Annotated in this window: 16 protein-coding genes; 7 read left to right on the forward strand and 9 right to left on the reverse strand. The window is 47.1% G+C overall.

From position 1 onward, the window contains the following. Nucleotides 1-97: 97 nt before the first annotated feature. Nucleotides 98-298: a CsbD family protein gene (locus tag ACSV5M_RS06925; RefSeq protein WP_439174929.1), complete on the reverse strand. Its 201-nt coding sequence runs from the start codon at nt 296-298 to the stop codon at nt 98-100. A 23-nt stretch (nt 299-321) separates the two neighbouring features. Next, on the reverse strand, nt 322-1,263 hold the full coding sequence (locus ACSV5M_RS06930) for a Crp/Fnr family transcriptional regulator (protein ID WP_439174932.1): 942 nt from the start codon (nt 1,261-1,263) through the stop codon (nt 322-324). 140 nt (nt 1,264-1,403) lie between these two features. On the opposite strand from ACSV5M_RS06930, the gene ACSV5M_RS06935 reads away from it, so the two are divergent. Next, on the forward strand, nt 1,404-1,760 hold the full coding sequence (locus ACSV5M_RS06935) for a hypothetical protein (RefSeq protein WP_439174934.1): 357 nt from the start codon (nt 1,404-1,406) through the stop codon (nt 1,758-1,760). On the opposite strand, the gene ACSV5M_RS06940 is transcribed toward ACSV5M_RS06935, so the two are convergent. From ACSV5M_RS06940 to ACSV5M_RS06950, 3 genes are all read right to left on the reverse strand, one after another. Continuing rightward, nucleotides 1,739-2,716, reverse strand: a complete 978-nt coding sequence (locus ACSV5M_RS06940) for a DUF4380 domain-containing protein (protein WP_439174937.1) — start codon at nt 2,714-2,716, stop codon at nt 1,739-1,741. The genes ACSV5M_RS06935 and ACSV5M_RS06940 overlap by 22 nt on opposite strands. 254 nt (nt 2,717-2,970) lie before the next feature. Continuing rightward, the gene (gene trxA, locus ACSV5M_RS06945; protein WP_439174939.1) at nt 2,971-3,819 is read right to left on the reverse strand and encodes a thioredoxin; all 849 of its coding nucleotides are present in this window, start codon (nt 3,817-3,819) and stop codon (nt 2,971-2,973) included. A 67-nt stretch (nt 3,820-3,886) separates the two neighbouring features. Continuing rightward, nucleotides 3,887-4,420 (reverse strand): YaeQ family protein, encoded by a 534-nt coding sequence (locus ACSV5M_RS06950; RefSeq protein ID WP_439174941.1) that lies wholly within the window; start codon nt 4,418-4,420, stop codon nt 3,887-3,889. A 40-nt stretch (nt 4,421-4,460) separates the two neighbouring features. Between ACSV5M_RS06950 and ACSV5M_RS06955 the strand changes: the two genes are divergently transcribed. Continuing rightward, nucleotides 4,461-5,318 carry an RluA family pseudouridine synthase gene (locus ACSV5M_RS06955; RefSeq protein WP_439174943.1) on the forward strand — a complete coding sequence of 286 codons (858 nt, stop codon included), beginning with the start codon at nt 4,461-4,463 and terminating at the stop codon, nt 5,316-5,318. A 76-nt stretch (nt 5,319-5,394) separates the two neighbouring features. Here the strand turns inward: ACSV5M_RS06955 and lysS are convergent, their stop codons facing one another. The 3 genes from lysS to cueR form a co-directional block, all read right to left on the reverse strand. Then, complete coding sequence (lysS, locus tag ACSV5M_RS06960; RefSeq protein ID WP_439174944.1) at nt 5,395-6,891, reverse strand: lysine--tRNA ligase; 1,497 nt, start codon at nt 6,889-6,891, stop codon at nt 5,395-5,397. A 57-nt stretch (nt 6,892-6,948) separates the two neighbouring features. Next, a protein-coding gene (gene prfB, locus ACSV5M_RS06965; protein ID WP_439174945.1) for a peptide chain release factor 2 occupies nt 6,949-8,044 on the reverse strand; the annotation gives its coding sequence in 2 pieces (ribosomal slippage) (nt 6,949-7,971 and nt 7,973-8,044; 1,095 coding nt in all). 136 nt (nt 8,045-8,180) lie between these two features. Then, complete coding sequence (gene cueR / locus ACSV5M_RS06970; protein ID WP_439174948.1) at nt 8,181-8,630, reverse strand: Cu(I)-responsive transcriptional regulator; 450 nt, start codon at nt 8,628-8,630, stop codon at nt 8,181-8,183. A 274-nt stretch (nt 8,631-8,904) separates the two neighbouring features. Between cueR and ACSV5M_RS06975 the strand changes: the two genes are divergently transcribed. From ACSV5M_RS06975 to ACSV5M_RS06995, 5 genes are all read left to right on the forward strand, one after another. After that, complete coding sequence (locus ACSV5M_RS06975) at nt 8,905-9,132, forward strand: 4-diphosphocytidyl-2C-methyl-D-erythritol kinase (RefSeq protein WP_439174949.1); 228 nt, start codon at nt 8,905-8,907, stop codon at nt 9,130-9,132. A gap of 277 nt (nt 9,133-9,409) precedes the next feature. Then, nucleotides 9,410-9,751 (forward strand): GtrA family protein, encoded by a 342-nt coding sequence (locus tag ACSV5M_RS06980; protein WP_439175241.1) that lies wholly within the window; start codon nt 9,410-9,412, stop codon nt 9,749-9,751. Nucleotides 9,752-9,753: 2 nt separating this feature from the next. After that, nucleotides 9,754-10,731 (forward strand): glycosyltransferase family 2 protein, encoded by a 978-nt coding sequence (locus ACSV5M_RS06985; protein ID WP_439174951.1) that lies wholly within the window; start codon nt 9,754-9,756, stop codon nt 10,729-10,731. After that, complete coding sequence (locus tag ACSV5M_RS06990) at nt 10,721-12,670, forward strand: NPCBM/NEW2 domain-containing protein (RefSeq protein ID WP_439174952.1); 1,950 nt, start codon at nt 10,721-10,723, stop codon at nt 12,668-12,670. The genes ACSV5M_RS06985 and ACSV5M_RS06990 overlap by 11 nt, the downstream gene beginning before the upstream one ends. Before the next feature lie 49 nt (nt 12,671-12,719). Beyond that, the gene (locus ACSV5M_RS06995) at nt 12,720-14,546 is read left to right on the forward strand and encodes an ArnT family glycosyltransferase (RefSeq protein ID WP_439174953.1); all 1,827 of its coding nucleotides are present in this window, start codon (nt 12,720-12,722) and stop codon (nt 14,544-14,546) included. A 25-nt stretch (nt 14,547-14,571) separates the two neighbouring features. On the opposite strand, the gene ACSV5M_RS07000 is transcribed toward ACSV5M_RS06995, so the two are convergent. Next, nucleotides 14,572-15,957 carry an MATE family efflux transporter gene (locus ACSV5M_RS07000; protein WP_439174954.1) on the reverse strand — a complete coding sequence of 462 codons (1,386 nt, stop codon included), beginning with the start codon at nt 15,955-15,957 and terminating at the stop codon, nt 14,572-14,574. Between the last annotated feature and the right edge of the window lie 35 nt (nt 15,958-15,992).

Here is a 15,992-nt window from a genome sequence, read left to right on the forward strand (position 1 = left end):
AAGGGAGTATATTTTTCTAAATAATACCGATGCTAAACGGTACGGGTAGTCCATGGCTGGAAGCGTCCCTGCACTTCCGCAAGCCTGTGTAATGAGATCAATTTATCGACTTGAGATAGTCGTCAACCTCTTTCCTGACGTCGTCCTTTTTCTTACCGTATTTTTCCTGCACCAAGCCAATAAGGCGTTCACGATTCCCTTTGACCTGTTCAAACTCATCGTCCGTAATTTCGCCCCACTTGGCTTGGATAGAACCTTTCAACTGCTTCCATTTGCCTTCCAGGACGTCATTGTTCACCGGAAATTCCTGTTCGCTAAAACTTAACGTGCCCGGGCGTAACGTGCACGTTGGGCGTCATCATTGCCGTTACGCGCAGCGCCTTCCGCGATCAGGTTAGCTTCCTGGCTGCGGGCCGTAATACTGGTCACGCGAGCGGCAGTGGCAGCGATTTTGCGCGTCTGCGGCAGAGCTACCGGTACCTGCGGTTTGCGCGGCAGCAAACGGGCGTATTCGTGATTGACCACACCGTAGCATTCGCAAACTTCGGATTCGATGCCAGCACGGTCGAGAATACGAATTTTGCCACGGCTGTATTGGATGTAACCTTTCGCCTGCAGTTTGCCGGCTGCCTGGGTAACCCCTTCACGGCGTACACCAAGCATATTGGCAATCAGTTCATGGGTCAGGTGGATTTCATTGAAAGCCAGTCGGTCCATGCTCATCAGCAACCAGCGGCACAATTGCTGATCCACGGAGTGCAGACGGTTGCATACCGCTGTCTGAGAAATTTGCGTGATAAATGCCTGACAGTACAACAGCGCCATACGCATAAATTCGCCGTTACGTTGCAGTTCTTTCTTCACCAGGCTGGCACGGATGCGATAACCCAATCCGGCACTTTGAACCACGGCGCGGGTTGAAGACGACTCGCTACCCATTACAAAGGCTGTTCCTACAAAACCTTCATGGCCGACCAGACCCACAGCCGGTGAAGCACCATTCTCGGTGATGTAACCCAGACAGACGACACTGGTGATAGGGAAATAAATCCACTCAATAGGCATGCCCGCTTGTTGCAACACCTCGCCCACGCTCATGGAGACCAGCTCCATATGAGGCAGCATGCGAACGTAGTCATTGACAGGCAATACCGCCATGAAGTGATTTTGCTTGGGGGAGTAGAGATCCTGTGAAAAACGAGTCGCTTTAACTCCCTGGAATTTCTCTGAAACATACTGGCTTTGATACTGAAGTTCAGACATGGCTTATGACCTCAAAATGACCCGGAACCATAAGTCAGCGCAAAAACGGATTCACACTGGCTCACCTAAATAAATTTGTTTGCTTTGCCCAGGTTTAGGAAGTCGTGCGCTAAGCGGGACTTCGTGAATCACCTGGCTGCATGGGTTATTGCAAAGGTGATGCCAAACTTGAAAACCCCGGATTTACTGGGGTTTGCGGGGATGAAGTGTCGCAATTATTGAAAATTGCACAAACGGGTAGAATTTTTTTCAAAACGAAAAAGCTATTCTTTCAAAGTTCATCAACCGAAGATGCAAAGGACACTGAATGTGGGGCAGGACTCACAACCGAGGGGATGAGACGTGGGTCACATAAGATAACTGACGAAATCAAGCCTGATAAACAAACGAAGCGCAAGATGAGTTCGGGGAAGGAAGCTAAGGTCAAGCTGCCGGACGAATTAGCGGCAGCCTGCGCGATGAAAAAGGGTGGGAATCAATGGTCGGTCAGTAAATAGCGAACATAATTCACTAATTCCTCGCTCCCCACCGACACCGAGATATCTGACGGGAGTTTTTTAACATGCCAGGTCACTTCCCAATCCAGATGCTCACCAGGCTGCAACATGGTCATGCTGCCTTGCTGTTGCAGCTCCAGGTAAGTTTTATGGGCATCGGTAAATAATTCGATTTCACCTTCATTGAGCGCAATCAGTTCGGCTGGCACATCTGCAAATTCTTTCACTAATAAATAACCGCGATCCGTATAAGCCAGCCAACCTTCGCGACTGTCGGTCATCAGCTTATGGTGATCATCACGGATCTTTTTGTCGTCATACAGAAACCAGCTGATATCCCCGATCTTTTGAATTTCCATGGGGTAAAAGATGCCGCTTTCCTGCTGCCGCTCACCGCTGGGATAAAAGACAATACCACTGGTCGGTACCCGGGTTAATTCCCAGGGGGCTACCGCTTTGGCTTTATCGGAATGGTTATAGATGGAATAGGTAATAACAAACACATCGCTGCGGGTGTTGCTGACCCGGTGGCTTTTTACAAACTGGTACCCGGTTTTTGGATCTATCTCACTGGCAAGAACCAATTGGTTATCTTCCACAGAGACGCGATAGGGTTTGTGGTCCAGCACTTCAACCGGTGGCCAGCCCCACTCACTTTGCGGGCTCGACCACAGAATGCTGCCCCACAACATGGAGTTGGTCAGCTCCTGGGTTATCAGGAGTTCGTGACGACCATGTTTAAGCGAGGAAATCCTGCCGCCTACTGCCGGATTGACTTCCATGGTGAGATCACCTTGCTTGATCAGGTATTTATCGCCTTGTTGTTGCACAAACAGCGGCAGATGACACATGGCAGCACCGGATGCTTGTTGATCCGATTTACTGCAGGCGACTATCAGGCTTGCTGCAAGTGTTGCGACGGCGATGAAGACTGCGATCTTGCAGGTTTTCACCATTATTGATGTCCTCTATGTAACTGCTTTTTTATAGCTGCTTTTTTAGCTGCTTCTAGCCCACTGGATGTCGTGTCGGATTACCTCTACCACCTGAAGCCAGTTCACCATCCTGGCCGGACGTGAAATGCGAGTCATGTGATTAACAGCAGTTATGGGTACCGCGATGTCATTCATGTTGCATTAAACATGCAGCGGGATTGACTGTGGCTTCAAAAAGAGTGTAACGGTTTTCTTGTTAATCGACCAATCAAGCCCTAGTAAAGCAATGTAAATAATTTGCGTTGAAATTCCACTGCCAGGGGGTCGCCTTTACCCAGCGCAGCGAGGATATCTGTCATCGTTTTTCGTGCGGCGCCATCAGAAAATTGGCGATTTTTTTGCAAAATCTGCAATAACAATTCCAGGGATTTACGGTAGTAACCTTCCTGATTTAACTGCACGGCCAACTGGTATACAAGATCCAGATTGGTTGGGTCGGCTTCCAGTGCAGTTTCCAGGGCTGTTACTTCGGGCGTTTTTGCCGCTTGCTTTTTCAGCTGAAGTTGGGCCTGCACTTGTTGAAAATGTGCATCCTGATCGGCCATCCGAATACCTGCAAGCAAGCTCTCGGCTTCTTCAACACGATTCAATTCCAGCAGTGTTTGCGCCAGACGAATAACAATTCCAGATTGCTTTCCTGACTCTTCCACAGCTTGACGCAAGAGCGGTAAGGCTGCGACAAAATCACCGGCTGCGATGTGATCATTTGCCTGTTGCACGGTTTTCTCCCAGGCTTTAGGTAAATGCTTGTCGAGCATTTGCCGCACAAAAATCTCCGTTTGCGCACCGGTAAATCCGTCCAGCGGCTGACCATCTTTGATCAGCATCACGGTCGGTAAGCTGCGCACACCGAATTGTGCAGCAATCATATTTTGCTCATCGGCATTCACCTTGGCGAGCAAAAAAGAGCCCTGATATTCAGTGGCAAGTTTTTCAAGGATCGGCATTAATGATTTGCAGGGCCCGCACCAGTCAGCCCAAAAATCCACCAGTACGGGACGCGTGAAGGATTCGTCAATCAGTAATTGTTGTGCATTTTCAAGTGTGATATCGACGATATGCATAGATAAAAACCCTGATTTCTGAAAGCAAAATAATTAATTTTTGTGCACCGGTTTTCACCGGGCCGGCTCAAGGCATATCGCGTAAACTGACACAGATATTGTGATCAGCACTGGATATATAAGCGATAGCCTCAGTGATAGAAATTGTAAGGTTCATTGTTTTTGCTGCAAGTTTTGTTAAGTCTTGCAATTCAACGGCATCAAAATAACTCACCTTCACTTTGGATAACCCCTGGATGGCTAGCGCATGGTTTTTCCACCAGATATCCATTCCTCGACCATACGCAAATACCAATACCTGTTGCGCAACCCCTTGGGCTTTTTTTAATCGCTCCGGCGTCGGTTGCCCGACTTCTATCCACTCCAGGATGCGGCCATCGTCTGATTTAAGCCAGATGTCCGGCTCATCAGCCGATGACAAACCGCGGGTAAAGGTCAGGTTATCCGCCGCACGAAAGCAAAAACTCAGCAACCGCACCATCATCCGTTCAGCCGTCTCGGATGGATGTTGGGCAATCGTTAAGCTCAGATCACCATAGTAGTGCCGATCCATATCAGACAGCGTAATATTCGCCTTACAAATAGTCGCCTTTTCAGCCACGTTGACTATACCTTTAAATAATTTTACGACACCATCCACTATGACCGATCAGTCTTCGCCCAAAACCTTCGCGCTCACCGTAGAAACGGCCGGAAAAACAGCGCTGGACATACTTGCTGAAGGTACCGGCCTTTCGCGTCAACGCATAAAAGATGCTATGAACAAAGGCGCCGTCTGGTGGAACCTGAAAGGTAAAACCCTGCGCTTACGCCGTGCCACCAAGCCGCTCAACAAAGGCTGCAAGATACAGCTTTTTTACGACGAACAGGTGCTTGCGCGCAAACCCGAAGCCGCTCAATTAATCCATGATGCGCAGCGTTACAGTATCTGGTTCAAACCCCATGGCATGTTATCGCAGGGGTCACAATGGGGAGATCACTGCAGTTTGCTGCGCTGGGTGGAGGTTAACGGCAAACCCAAACGGGAATGCTTTCTGGTGCATCGCCTGGACGCCGATGCGGCCGGGCTGATGTTGATTGCCCACGACCAGCAAAGCGCCGCGCGCCTGTCGCACTTGTTTCAATCCCGCGACATTCGCAAAAGCTACCAAGCCTGGGTTACCGGCTTACCTGCAATTCCGGCCGGCGGTGTAACACTCGATTATCCCCTGGATGGTAAATCCGCCATCACCCGACTACATACTGTGCAAACAGACGAAGCTACCTCACGCACGCTGCTTGATATCCATATCGACACCGGCAGAAAACATCAGATTCGCCGCCACCTTGCAACCTTTGGCCACCCTATCATCGGTGATCGCTTGTACGGCAAAGCCGGAGCAGAGCCACTACAACTGTTAGCCTATGCGCTATCGTTTGTGTGTCCGTTCAGTCAACAATCCCTTGCTGTCACCCTGCCCGCCGACAAGTGTTTTACCAATCCATCCAGGCACATTTAACCAATCGTTCTGCGCGATCTGCGTTCTAAAAAACTGTGGCGCCCGAAGGCGCCACAGGATTTCAGCCATAAATCGTTTATTCCGGCCGCATATGCGGGAATAAAAGTACATCACGAATTGACGGCGCATTGGCAAATAACATCACCAGCCGGTCAATCCCGATGCCTTCGCCCGCCGTTGGCGGCAAGCCGTATTCCAGCGCGCGAACATAATCACCATCAAAATGCATGGCTTCATCATCACCCGCATCTTTCTCGATGACCTGCTGCATAAAACGTTCGGCCTGGTCTTCTGCATCATTTAATTCGGAGAAGCCATTGGCCAACTCACGTCCACCGATAAAAAACTCGAAACGATCCGTGACTGCCGGATTTTGATCATTACGGCGCGCCAGCGGGGATACTTCAATGGGATATTCAGTAATAAAGGTCGGCTGGTCCAGTTTATGCTCGACGGTTTCTTCAAAGATTCCGATCTGGATTCTGCCCAGGCCATCGGTGTCTTTGATCTTGATATTAAGATCGCGAGCCGCCTGACGCGCGCCCTCCAGGGTGCTGAGCTGCTCACGGGAAATCTGCGGATTGTATTTCAGCACTGCGTCAAATACGGACAAACGTGTAAAGGGTTTACCAAAATCGTACACACTGTCCTGATAGGTCAGAGTCGTGGTACCCATGACTTCCTGACACAACTTGCGCAGCATATCTTCGGTGAGATCCATCAGGTCTTTGTAATCTGCGTAAGCCTGATAAAACTCCATCATGGTAAATTCAGGGTTATGGCGGGTGGATGTACCCTCGTTACGGAAATTGCGGTTAATTTCAAACACACGCTCAAAACCGCCAACCACCAGACGCTTTAAATAAAGCTCCGGCGCGATGCGCAAAAACATTTCAATATCCAGCGCATTGTGATGCGTAACAAAGGGACGCGCCGAGGCACCACCGGGAATCACGTGCAACATGGGCGTTTCAACTTCCATAAAATCATGGCTGCTCATATAGCGGCGGATAAAGTCGATACACTTGGAGCGCAAACGGAACGTATCACGCACTTCAGGATTCACAATTAAATCCACATAACGCTGACGATAACGAATTTCCTGATCGCTCAAGCCATGATATTTATCCGGCAGCGGACGCAGGGACTTGGTCAGCAACTGGTATTCTTCGAGATTGACGTACAGGTCGCCTTTGCCGGATTTATGCAGCGCACCTTTGGCACCGACGATATCGCCGATATCCCACAACCCCCAGGTTTCCTTGATATTTTCTTGCGCCTGTTTGTCGGCATACAACTGAATCGTACCTTCGCCGTCCTGCAGCACCATAAATGGCCCGCGCTTGGCCATGATCCGCCCCGCCACACTAACAACATGGCCCAGTGCCTCCAGCTCTTCCTTGGTTTTCTCACCAAAAGCTTGCTGAAGTTCTACGCTCTTGTGCGCGCGACGAAAGTCGTTGGGAAAAGCGTTACCCTTTTCGCGAATCGCATCCAGCTTGCTACGGCGCTCGGCGATCAATTTATTTTCATCGTGGGCCTGGCTTTGGGACTGAGTAATGTCGTTGCTCATAATGGTTAGGATTTCAGTGGTTAATGAATCAAGGTTTAGTCAGGAAAGTCAGATCATTTAAAGGCCGGCCTTCAAGCTGGCGACAATAAATTGATCCAGCGCGCCGTCCAACACAGACTGGCAATTACTGGTTTGCACACCAGTCCGCAAATCTTTGATACGCGAATCATCCAGTACATACGAGCGAATCTGACTGCCCCAGCCGATATCAGCCTTGCTGTCTTCCATGGCCTGTTTGTCGGCATTGCGCTTGAGCATCTCCTGCTCGTACATCCTTGCACGCAACATTTTGTATGCCTGATCGCGGTTCTGGTGTTGGGAACGTTCACTCTGGCATTGCACGACAATCCCGGTGGGGATGTGGGTGATACGAATAGCCGAGTCGGTTTTGTTAACGTGCTGACCGCCGGCGCCGCTGGCGCGGTAGGTATCGATGCGCAGGTCTGCCGGATTAATCTCGATCTCGATATTGTCGTCAATCTCCGGCGAGACAAACACAGAACAGAAGGACGTATGGCGGCGGTTACCGGAATCAAATGGCGATTTGCGCACCAGACGATGAACGCCGGTTTCGGTACGCAACCAACCGAAGGCATATTCACCCTCGAAACGAATCGTGGCGCTTTTTATACCGGCCACTTCACCTTCGGAGACTTCCTCCAGGGTCGTCTTGAAACCCTTGGCCTCGCCCCAGCGCAGGTACATACGCAGCACCATCTCGGCCCAGTCCTGGGCTTCGGTTCCGCCGGAGCCGGATTGAATATCAAGGAAGGCATTATTCGGGTCCATATCACCGGAAAACATGCGGCGGAATTCCAGCGCTTGCAGCTGCTCGTCCAGCCGCTCCAGTTCAGCGGCAACATCATTGACACTGGATTCGTCGTTTTCCTCGACCGCCATGTCCAGCAGCTCACGGCAATCACTGATACCGGACTCCAGCGCTTCGATGGTTTTTACCACAATTTCGAGCGAGGAACGTTCACGCCCCAGCGCCTGGGCTCGCTCCGGGTTGTCCCACACAGCGGACTCCCCCAGCTCCATCTCCACTTCGGTCAGGCGTTCTTTCTTGTGATCGTAGTCAAAGATACCCCCTAAGCACACGGGTGCGCTCAGTAAGGTCTTTCAAGGTATTCAGTAAAGGGTTGATTTCCATAGCAGGCTTAACTGGTTTAACCGGCAGGTGCGGGCCCGGTCGGGTTAAAAGTAGGCGCGCATTCTACATGAGTTGCAGGCCTGACTCAAAAGCCAAAGTGGTAGGGAAATCAGGTTATTAGATGAATAACGATCATTCAGTTGTCGCTGCTTTCCACCAGCGTGAAAGGCATTGAGTGATTCTTCTCCCCCCGCTTTTGGTGATCTGCGAGATTTTCTATAATTGTGCAGTGCGAGGACTCACCCCCTGAACATCGCTCGGCCATGTCCGCCAAGGTCTCACGCATGCGCTGGAGCGTGCTCAACTGCTCATCAATTTGTCGCATCTTATCAAGCACCAACTGCTTAACCTCGCCGGCCTGGCGATGAGGATTACGAAACAACTCCAATAACTCACGGCATTCATCCAAACCAAAACCTACAGCTCGCGCCCTTTGTAAAAAACTGAGTTGCGCCACATCGGCATCGGTGTAATCCCGGTAGTCGTTACCTGGCTGCCGGCGCGGTATGACCAGCCCAATGTCCTCGTAATAACGAATGGTTTTGGCACTCAAAGCGCTACGTACCGCAGCTTGACCAATATTCATTACCTACTCCTGAATGGTATCAGCCATGGGCTAAACCTTTCCGTAACTGGAAAGTCAAGCCAGACTATACCCCTTTAAACCCGCATTAAAAAGATGATTTACTTGTTAAAAATTGAGCAAATTACCCAGTTAAGCTCATATTTTTATTGACTCACCCCACATATAAATAAAAATTTCTCTTTATTTATCAATGCAATAAGTAATTTTCTTGACAAAATAAATTAATAAACCAAAATAAGTTGCAAAGAAAGTCATTAATTGAGGTGGGCACCTTATGGAATATATCGATATCAGCCATGCTGAGTGGCCCAAGATGTGGGATGAATTGGCCACCTATCGCATCAATAACGGCGACCATTTGTGTATCCATGATGGTGAGTGTTGGGAATATATGGGTTCAACCCCCGACCATCATCATCTGCGCCACGCTTGTCATCCTATGACTCATAAAGTGGAATATATCTATATCGAGCGTGCTCGGGCTGCCGTGAAGTGGGCTTAGAATCCTCGCTGTTCGCGTAGCATCCAACACAAAATGAAAAACAGTCCGCAAATACACTTCGGAACTATCTCATCCCGCCGGTTTTTCAACAATTCTAATTAACACTCCAATTCATTTACTGTATGCTCTGTTCGCTTATTAAGCGATGCAAATACGCACCACCGGCAGCTCCTGACAACAAGCTGACTCAACAAATAACAAATTCAAATAATAGAAGAAGAGGCCAGGAACAAATACCTGCCATAAAAATATGTTTAACCACTTGATACGTTTCGTGATGGTCGGCGGCAGTGCAACACTATTGCAGTTTGTGTTGTTGTTTTTGCTCGTGGAATTTAGTCATCTAAATGAAGTCCTGGCATCTGCACTTTCGTTTGCACTATCCGCTATCTACAACTACCTCATGAATTATTATTTCACTTTCGCCAGTGAAAAATCCCACATTGAAACTGCCATGAAGTTTATGTTGGTTGCCGCTCTTGGATTGGCAATCAATTCTTCAACTTTCGCTTTATTCCTAAGCTTGGGCTTGTACTATCTATTAGCTCAGGTCGGCGCAACTATTATCACCTTATTCGTCAATTTTCTATTACATAAGATATGGATTTATCGGAGCTAAAGATGACAATCCAGACCCCCTCGCTCGCCATTGTGGTTCCGTGTTACAACGAAGAAGAGGTTTTTCCGAAAACTCTTGCCAGCCTGCAAAATTTACTTGATAAGCTGGAGCGTGAAAATAAAATATCAAATTCTTCAAAAATTTATTTCGTTGATGACGGCAGCAAGGATTCTACCTGGTCTCTTCTCAAACTTGCCGCCGAAGAATATCCAAATGTTGTTGCCATCAAGTTGTCTCGCAATAAAGGCCACCAAAATGCCTTATACGCTGGGCTATGCACAACGGAAGAAGATCTTATTGTCAGTATTGACGCTGATTTGCAGGATGACCCTGCGAACATTGAGCATATGGTTGACGAGTTTTATCAAGGTAATGATGTGGTGTACGGCGTAAGGTCCGAAAGAACTACCGACACTTTTTTCAAACGCTTTACCGCCGAGGGCTATTATCATCTAATGCGGAAAATGGGCGTAGACCTGATTTTTAATCATGCAGATTTCCGCCTCATGTCTCGCCGAGCATTAGATGCTTTACTTCAATATGAAGAGTCAAATCTCTTTTTAAGAGGTATTGTAAGAGAAGTCGGTTTTCCCTCTGCTGTTGTTGAATATGAACGTCAAGCACGAGAGGCTGGGGAAAGCAAATATCCATTGCGAAAAATGCTGTCATTTGCATGGAATGGTATTACTGCATTTTCAGCCGTTCCGTTAAGAGCGATTACTGTTATTGGACTATTGTCCAGTTTGTTTTCACTTTTTATTATTGCCTGGGTTTTGGTGACACGCCTCTTTACCGACGACGCCATTCCTGGCTGGGCGTCGATACTTTTACCACTATTGTTTATAGGAAGTGTGCAACTACTTTGTCTGGGTGTTATTGGAGAATATATAAGCAAACTATATACAGAAAGCAAAAGGCGACCCAAATACCATATCAGCAACATCATCAGAAAAGCCGATGATGTCAGTAATGAACAATAAGAATGAAACACAGGGAGAATATATTGTGAACGACACCAATCGACAGGAAAGCCAGAACCAAGACACTGCTACTCCATTTCCGCAGCATACTGACATCAGATCCGGTGGCATGGATCCTTCTGCGCAACTGCACTCAGGAAAAACGTCTACTGCGGCAGCAGGTGGTTATACCTCTTATCAACTGTCTGTCTTTTTCCAAATTTATCTTTGCATTGTAATAGTTTTCAATCTTTTACTACTTTTTTTTGATGGACATGAGAGTGATCTTGGTTTTTGGCAAGATTGGGTAAGGCAGCTATCACAGAATGGCTACAAGGACTTTAATGGTAATTATCCACCAATATTTATTCATTGGCTTTATTTGGTGGGACGAATATACGATTTTTTTGGATTTCAGGTAGAGGTGAATCTCTATTTGAAATTTCTTACTCAGCTACCAGTTATATTCTCCCATTTAATCCTGACCGGTATTATGTTCGGTTTATTGAAAAAATATAGCGATAACAAAATTCATTTCCACATAACCCTCCTTTTAACCACCCTTAATCCAGCACTGTTATTGATAGGCCCGGTATGGGGCCAGGTTGATATCACTCCGATGATACCCTTGCTCTTTGCAATTCTTGTCAGCTTCAGTCCACGATGGCGAGTCTTAAGCTTGCCTTTATATGCACTTGCAATGCTCACGAAATTTCAGATGATAGCTTTTGCTCCCGTCTTCGGAATTATTTTCTTCCGTCATCCAAGGCATCATCTTATCGGCGCAGTTTTAGCTGTTCTAACGATTGGCATAGCTTTCTTGCCATCAATAATCGCTGACAATTTCATATCAGCATTCAAGCTTGCATACATTAATGTTATCGATCAGTACGGTCTTTCAACGATGGGGGCCGCAAATATCTGGATTTTATTGACCGGCAATGCCACGCCAGACCATCTGGTACTGTTTGGCCTAGACCCCAACTCCATTGCAGGGGTCATTTTCAAAGCTAAACATTTTGGCATTTTGCTATTTTTCCTTGTGTGTTTAATGGTTTTTATTAAGGGAATCCACAGTCTTTTCAAGAAAGACTTTGAGCAATCTCTCCAGTGCCAGTTAAGCGAAACCTTGTTTTATGCAATAACCTGCTCAGCTGCGTTTTTTACTTTTTTACCTGCCATGCATGAGCGCTATCTTCTACCGGCAGCTATTGTTTCACTGGCTTATTACGCTGTTACCCCCAATAGAATTTTTTATGCATTAGGCTTCACTTTTGCCTGTGCATTTAATGTTGTCATGGCCCTGGGCATCGAAACCAATTATATATGGCCAGCTATTTCCTGGATTGTTTTATTTATTGTTGGGTATAACATTTTTGAACTTCTCACCAAAGAAAAAGGACGAACACTCGCCAAGGGTGTTGGCCAACGTGTTATCCACACACCCTATCTATCAGGTTGGCTGTTAATTTTATTATTGCCCACAATGTTCATTTATCTTCATCAGCGAAATGTACTCCATCATCCTTCATTGAAAGAAAATCAGATGCTCCTCACCGATATTCGGCCGGATTTTGCACGCCAGGATTTCGGACAACTGCAAATAAATAAAAATCTTTCTGGCAAGCCTTTAGCTATGGCAGGAACGCGTTACGCAACCGGCTTGGGGACTCATGCAAACTCTCAAATAGACTTCACTCTGCCTCATAACGCCACTAGCCTTTCGTTTATAGCGGGTTTGGACGACAGTATAGAATCTGCTGATGTCATTTTCTCGGTGCTCGGAGATGGGCAGCTTCTATGGGAATCGCCGGTAATTTATGGAAGCGAGCGTCACTTACCTGAAACACGCATTGATGTTCGAGGAGTTAAAAAAATCCGTTTTAAGGTATCAGCTCTGGAGAAGAATCATGGTGATCATGCAAACTGGGCCAATATCGTTGTCGAGGTGGAACGTTAATATTGATCGAGATTAAATCGGCGACCTAATATGCAATAAAGGAAAAATAATGATTACCGTTAGAAAATTCCTGGTAACTATGTGTTTGGCTATTTTTAGTTTGTTTTTGCTCATGCAGATAGCCCTTCAACAAAATATGTCTATCACTGACATAGAATTAACTGTGAATGATCAGACCCGGCAGATCAAAGCCCTGCCATTAAAGCAAAATATCATCGGCAATTATCGCGTAACAATGAACGTTCGTATGGCCAAATGGGCTTCTAAAACCATGCGCATTATTCCCGATGATGAATTACTCTCGATTAGTGTTAATGGCCAACCGGTATCATTAACAGATTATTCTAAATCGGAACTACGTGATTATTCAAAAGGGATAAAAATTGAGTTATATGACCTGAAAGCTTTGGAGGAGAACCAGATTGAGCTAATACTTGTCAATAACAGTAATCCGGCTGGCTTGGATATACGCCCGGAAAGTACTGTTACTTACAAAGCAGCTGCGTTAATTTTCCTGGCTCTACTGATACTGATTTACGGGATTTCTCGTCATTTAAAATTATCAAAATCCCAATATATTTGTTTAGCTCTCGGTTTGATTATCTGTTTGATATATCTCTCCAATACCGGGCCTGCCACCCGCACCTTCGATGTATACGAAGGCGGAGGACATCGGGATTACATCGAGTATCTAATAAACCATCGGACGACACCACCACCGGGAGAAGGTTGGGAATACCACCAGCCGCCACTGTACTACACGATTGCAGCCTTAAGTAAAACACTGCTAATTGGCTCAAAGATAAATAGTGATTCATGGGGCCAATTGGTAGCCGTATGGTTCTGGGCTGTTTTCTTGATGGCATCGTTGGCAACCATCAGAATCTCAATACCCAAAAAAGGAGTTGCGCTACTGATAGCTAGCGCAGCGATTTGTCTATGGCCTGCGGGCGTTATTCATAGTATACGCATTGGTAATGATATCCCTCTGTATGCATTCTATGCGCTCGCCTTCTTTTATACTATTCGTTGGTGGCGCTCACGCAGAAATCATTTTCTCTTATACGCAAGCCTGTGGGCTAGCATGGCATTATTGACAAAATCCAACGCACTAGCAGCGTGGGGAATTATAGGCGTATTGTTTATTGTTGAGGCTTATCGCTTATGGACGCACAGAAGAACTCGTGCCGATCAAATCGGGAAAATTCGCCGAACATTTTTCTTGCTTGCTGCAACCTTTTCCCTCACCGTTATTCTCAACCTTGGGGACAATATTTGGCATTATCTCGACGGCACCTCCAACGATTGGCTACTTTCCAACGTGAGTGACACTATCCATGCAGGATTGAAGGTTGGCAACGAGCCCGCTAACTATTTGATTTTCGATCTCGCTACCTTTTTGCAACACCCTTTTATCAGCTCTTGGGACGATAAGTTTGGCCGGCAGTATTTCTGGAATTTTGTCTGGAGATCGTCATTAACATCTGAATTTAGTTTTCAGGGAAATGCTTTAAATCTGTGGGGCGTTTTGAATGGTATCTTTCTATTGATGGCCTTGGTTGGCGTAATGTTTTACGCGGTACAAAAAGGCACTGTCATGGATTTAAAATCAAGACGAATCGGCTTATACAAAAGTATTCCCTGGTTGGCAGCATTAATTCTTCCGTTTTTATTATTGCTTGCCTACCGGATTAAGGTGCCGCTTTCATGCAATACCGACTTCCGCTATATCTATCCGGTAATCCTCCCTATCCTGTACTTCTCCACTAAAGTTTGGAGCGAGCCTGGCTTCCGTTTAACCAAATTTTTTGCACTGGGAACACCATTAATCGCTCTCTCCACGTTACCATGGATTATCGTATTAGCCTTGCAGTAGATAATTTACTTTCATAGGGATTCAATCAAATTGAATCCCTCTTGGCTCGTTGCCTGGCTTCCCACACCGCTACCCCATAATGCTCCCATTTACGCTGCTTCCATCGCCACCATTTAATCCAGGCACGCAGGGTTTCATCAACAATGGCGGCGATTAACAGGCCATACAATCCCATATCAAAAGTGATGGCTAAAAGGTAAGCCAAGGGTACAGAGAATAACCAGATAACCGAAATACTCGATAATGATGTAAAGGTTGCATCTCCGGTAGAACGCAATGCGCTGCCGATAACGATATTGACTGTCCGGCCCGGTTCTGACAAAAACGCCAGGAAAAATGCCCACGCACCGACGGCAATAACCTCGGGGTCTTCCGTAAATATTCCCAGTACCTGCTGGTTAAAGACCCACCAGAATAACGCCAGCAAACCGGTACCCCACAGGGAAATTTTTAAACTTTTGCGCAGCTGCAGGTCGGCAATGTCAAACTCTTTGCGCCCGATGCGCTGCGCAATAATGGCTTCCATTGCCATGCTTAATGCAATCGAGATCATCAAACAAAACAGAAAAGTATTGTAGGTATATACCTTGAGCGTCAGTGCCAATACGCTGACGTTGGCAGCGATCCAATTGAGCACCATCATATTGCCCTGGAATGACATAGGCTCCAGAATCGAAGGGGCGGCGATGCGCAGGATAGGCTTTATTAATTGTTGGAAATGCTGCAACGCATAGGCAACCGGTAAACGAATATTCAGACGGAAGTGCGCAACGCTCATCACGAAGATAAACGTAATCAGCGCAGAGATCACACTGGCCCAGGCAACACCAACTACACCGGTGGGTGGAATAAACCACATGCCATAGATTGCAATGTAATTTCCGAGCAGGTTACAAAAGAAAAAAATGATGTTACTGGCCGAGTTCCATTTTGGCTCGCCATAGATATTAAAGATCGTCTGGTAGATAGTGCGACAACCCCAGAGTGCGACCATCCAGCCTATGATGCCCAGATAGCTTGCGGCGTGGCGTTCCACTTCATCGGTTAAGGGCATGACGGAAACCACCCAGGGACCACCGTGGATCAACGCCTGGGCGGCGACCAAACCCAATACCACTACCACGAGGGCGTAGACAACGATGGTGGCGTTAGCCGTTTGATAATCGCCACCACCGATACGCTGACTCGCAATACTGGCACCGGCAAAGGCGGTAATGAACAACAGCGCGTTCGCCACAAAGATCATCGGTGTAATCGCACCGACGGCGGCCGCCGCACTGTCGGAGATGCGACTGAGAAAAAACATGTCGAGCAAGGGAATGGTGTAGATAACGGCCTGATCAATCAACATCGGGGCGCTCATTCCCCATAAGCCTTTGTCGAGCACGCGACTTTTGGGCTCGTTACGCATGGATACCTCTGGGAGAGAAAATACAACGAAAAAGC

This window comes from Cellvibrio sp. ARAG 10.3 (assembly GCF_051846955.1).
Lineage (GTDB): Bacteria > Pseudomonadota > Gammaproteobacteria > Pseudomonadales > Cellvibrionaceae > Cellvibrio.

Excerpts from the sequence above, each read along its gene's own strand:
- ACSV5M_RS06930 (WP_439174932.1), bottom strand. The coding sequence starts at position 1,263 with ATGTCTGAACTTCAGTATCAAAGCCAGTATGTTTCAGAGAAATTCCAG.
- ACSV5M_RS06935 (WP_439174934.1), top strand. The coding sequence starts at position 1,404 with ATGGGTTATTGCAAAGGTGATGCCAAACTTGAAAACCCCGGATTTACT.
- ACSV5M_RS06940 (WP_439174937.1), bottom strand. The coding sequence starts at position 2,716 with ATGGTGAAAACCTGCAAGATCGCAGTCTTCATCGCCGTCGCAACACTT.
- trxA (WP_439174939.1), bottom strand. The coding sequence starts at position 3,819 with ATGCATATCGTCGATATCACACTTGAAAATGCACAACAATTACTGATT.
- ACSV5M_RS06955 (WP_439174943.1), top strand. The coding sequence starts at position 4,461 with ATGACCGATCAGTCTTCGCCCAAAACCTTCGCGCTCACCGTAGAAACG.
- lysS (WP_439174944.1), bottom strand. The coding sequence starts at position 6,891 with ATGAGCAACGACATTACTCAGTCCCAAAGCCAGGCCCACGATGAAAAT.
- cueR (WP_439174948.1), bottom strand. The coding sequence starts at position 8,630 with ATGAATATTGGTCAAGCTGCGGTACGTAGCGCTTTGAGTGCCAAAACC.
- ACSV5M_RS06975 (WP_439174949.1), top strand. The coding sequence starts at position 8,905 with ATGGAATATATCGATATCAGCCATGCTGAGTGGCCCAAGATGTGGGAT.
- ACSV5M_RS06980 (WP_439175241.1), top strand. The coding sequence starts at position 9,410 with ATGGTCGGCGGCAGTGCAACACTATTGCAGTTTGTGTTGTTGTTTTTG.
- ACSV5M_RS06985 (WP_439174951.1), top strand. The coding sequence starts at position 9,754 with ATGACAATCCAGACCCCCTCGCTCGCCATTGTGGTTCCGTGTTACAAC.
- ACSV5M_RS06990 (WP_439174952.1), top strand. The coding sequence starts at position 10,721 with ATGAACAATAAGAATGAAACACAGGGAGAATATATTGTGAACGACACC.
- ACSV5M_RS06995 (WP_439174953.1), top strand. The coding sequence starts at position 12,720 with ATGATTACCGTTAGAAAATTCCTGGTAACTATGTGTTTGGCTATTTTT.
- ACSV5M_RS07000 (WP_439174954.1), bottom strand. The coding sequence starts at position 15,957 with ATGCGTAACGAGCCCAAAAGTCGCGTGCTCGACAAAGGCTTATGGGGA.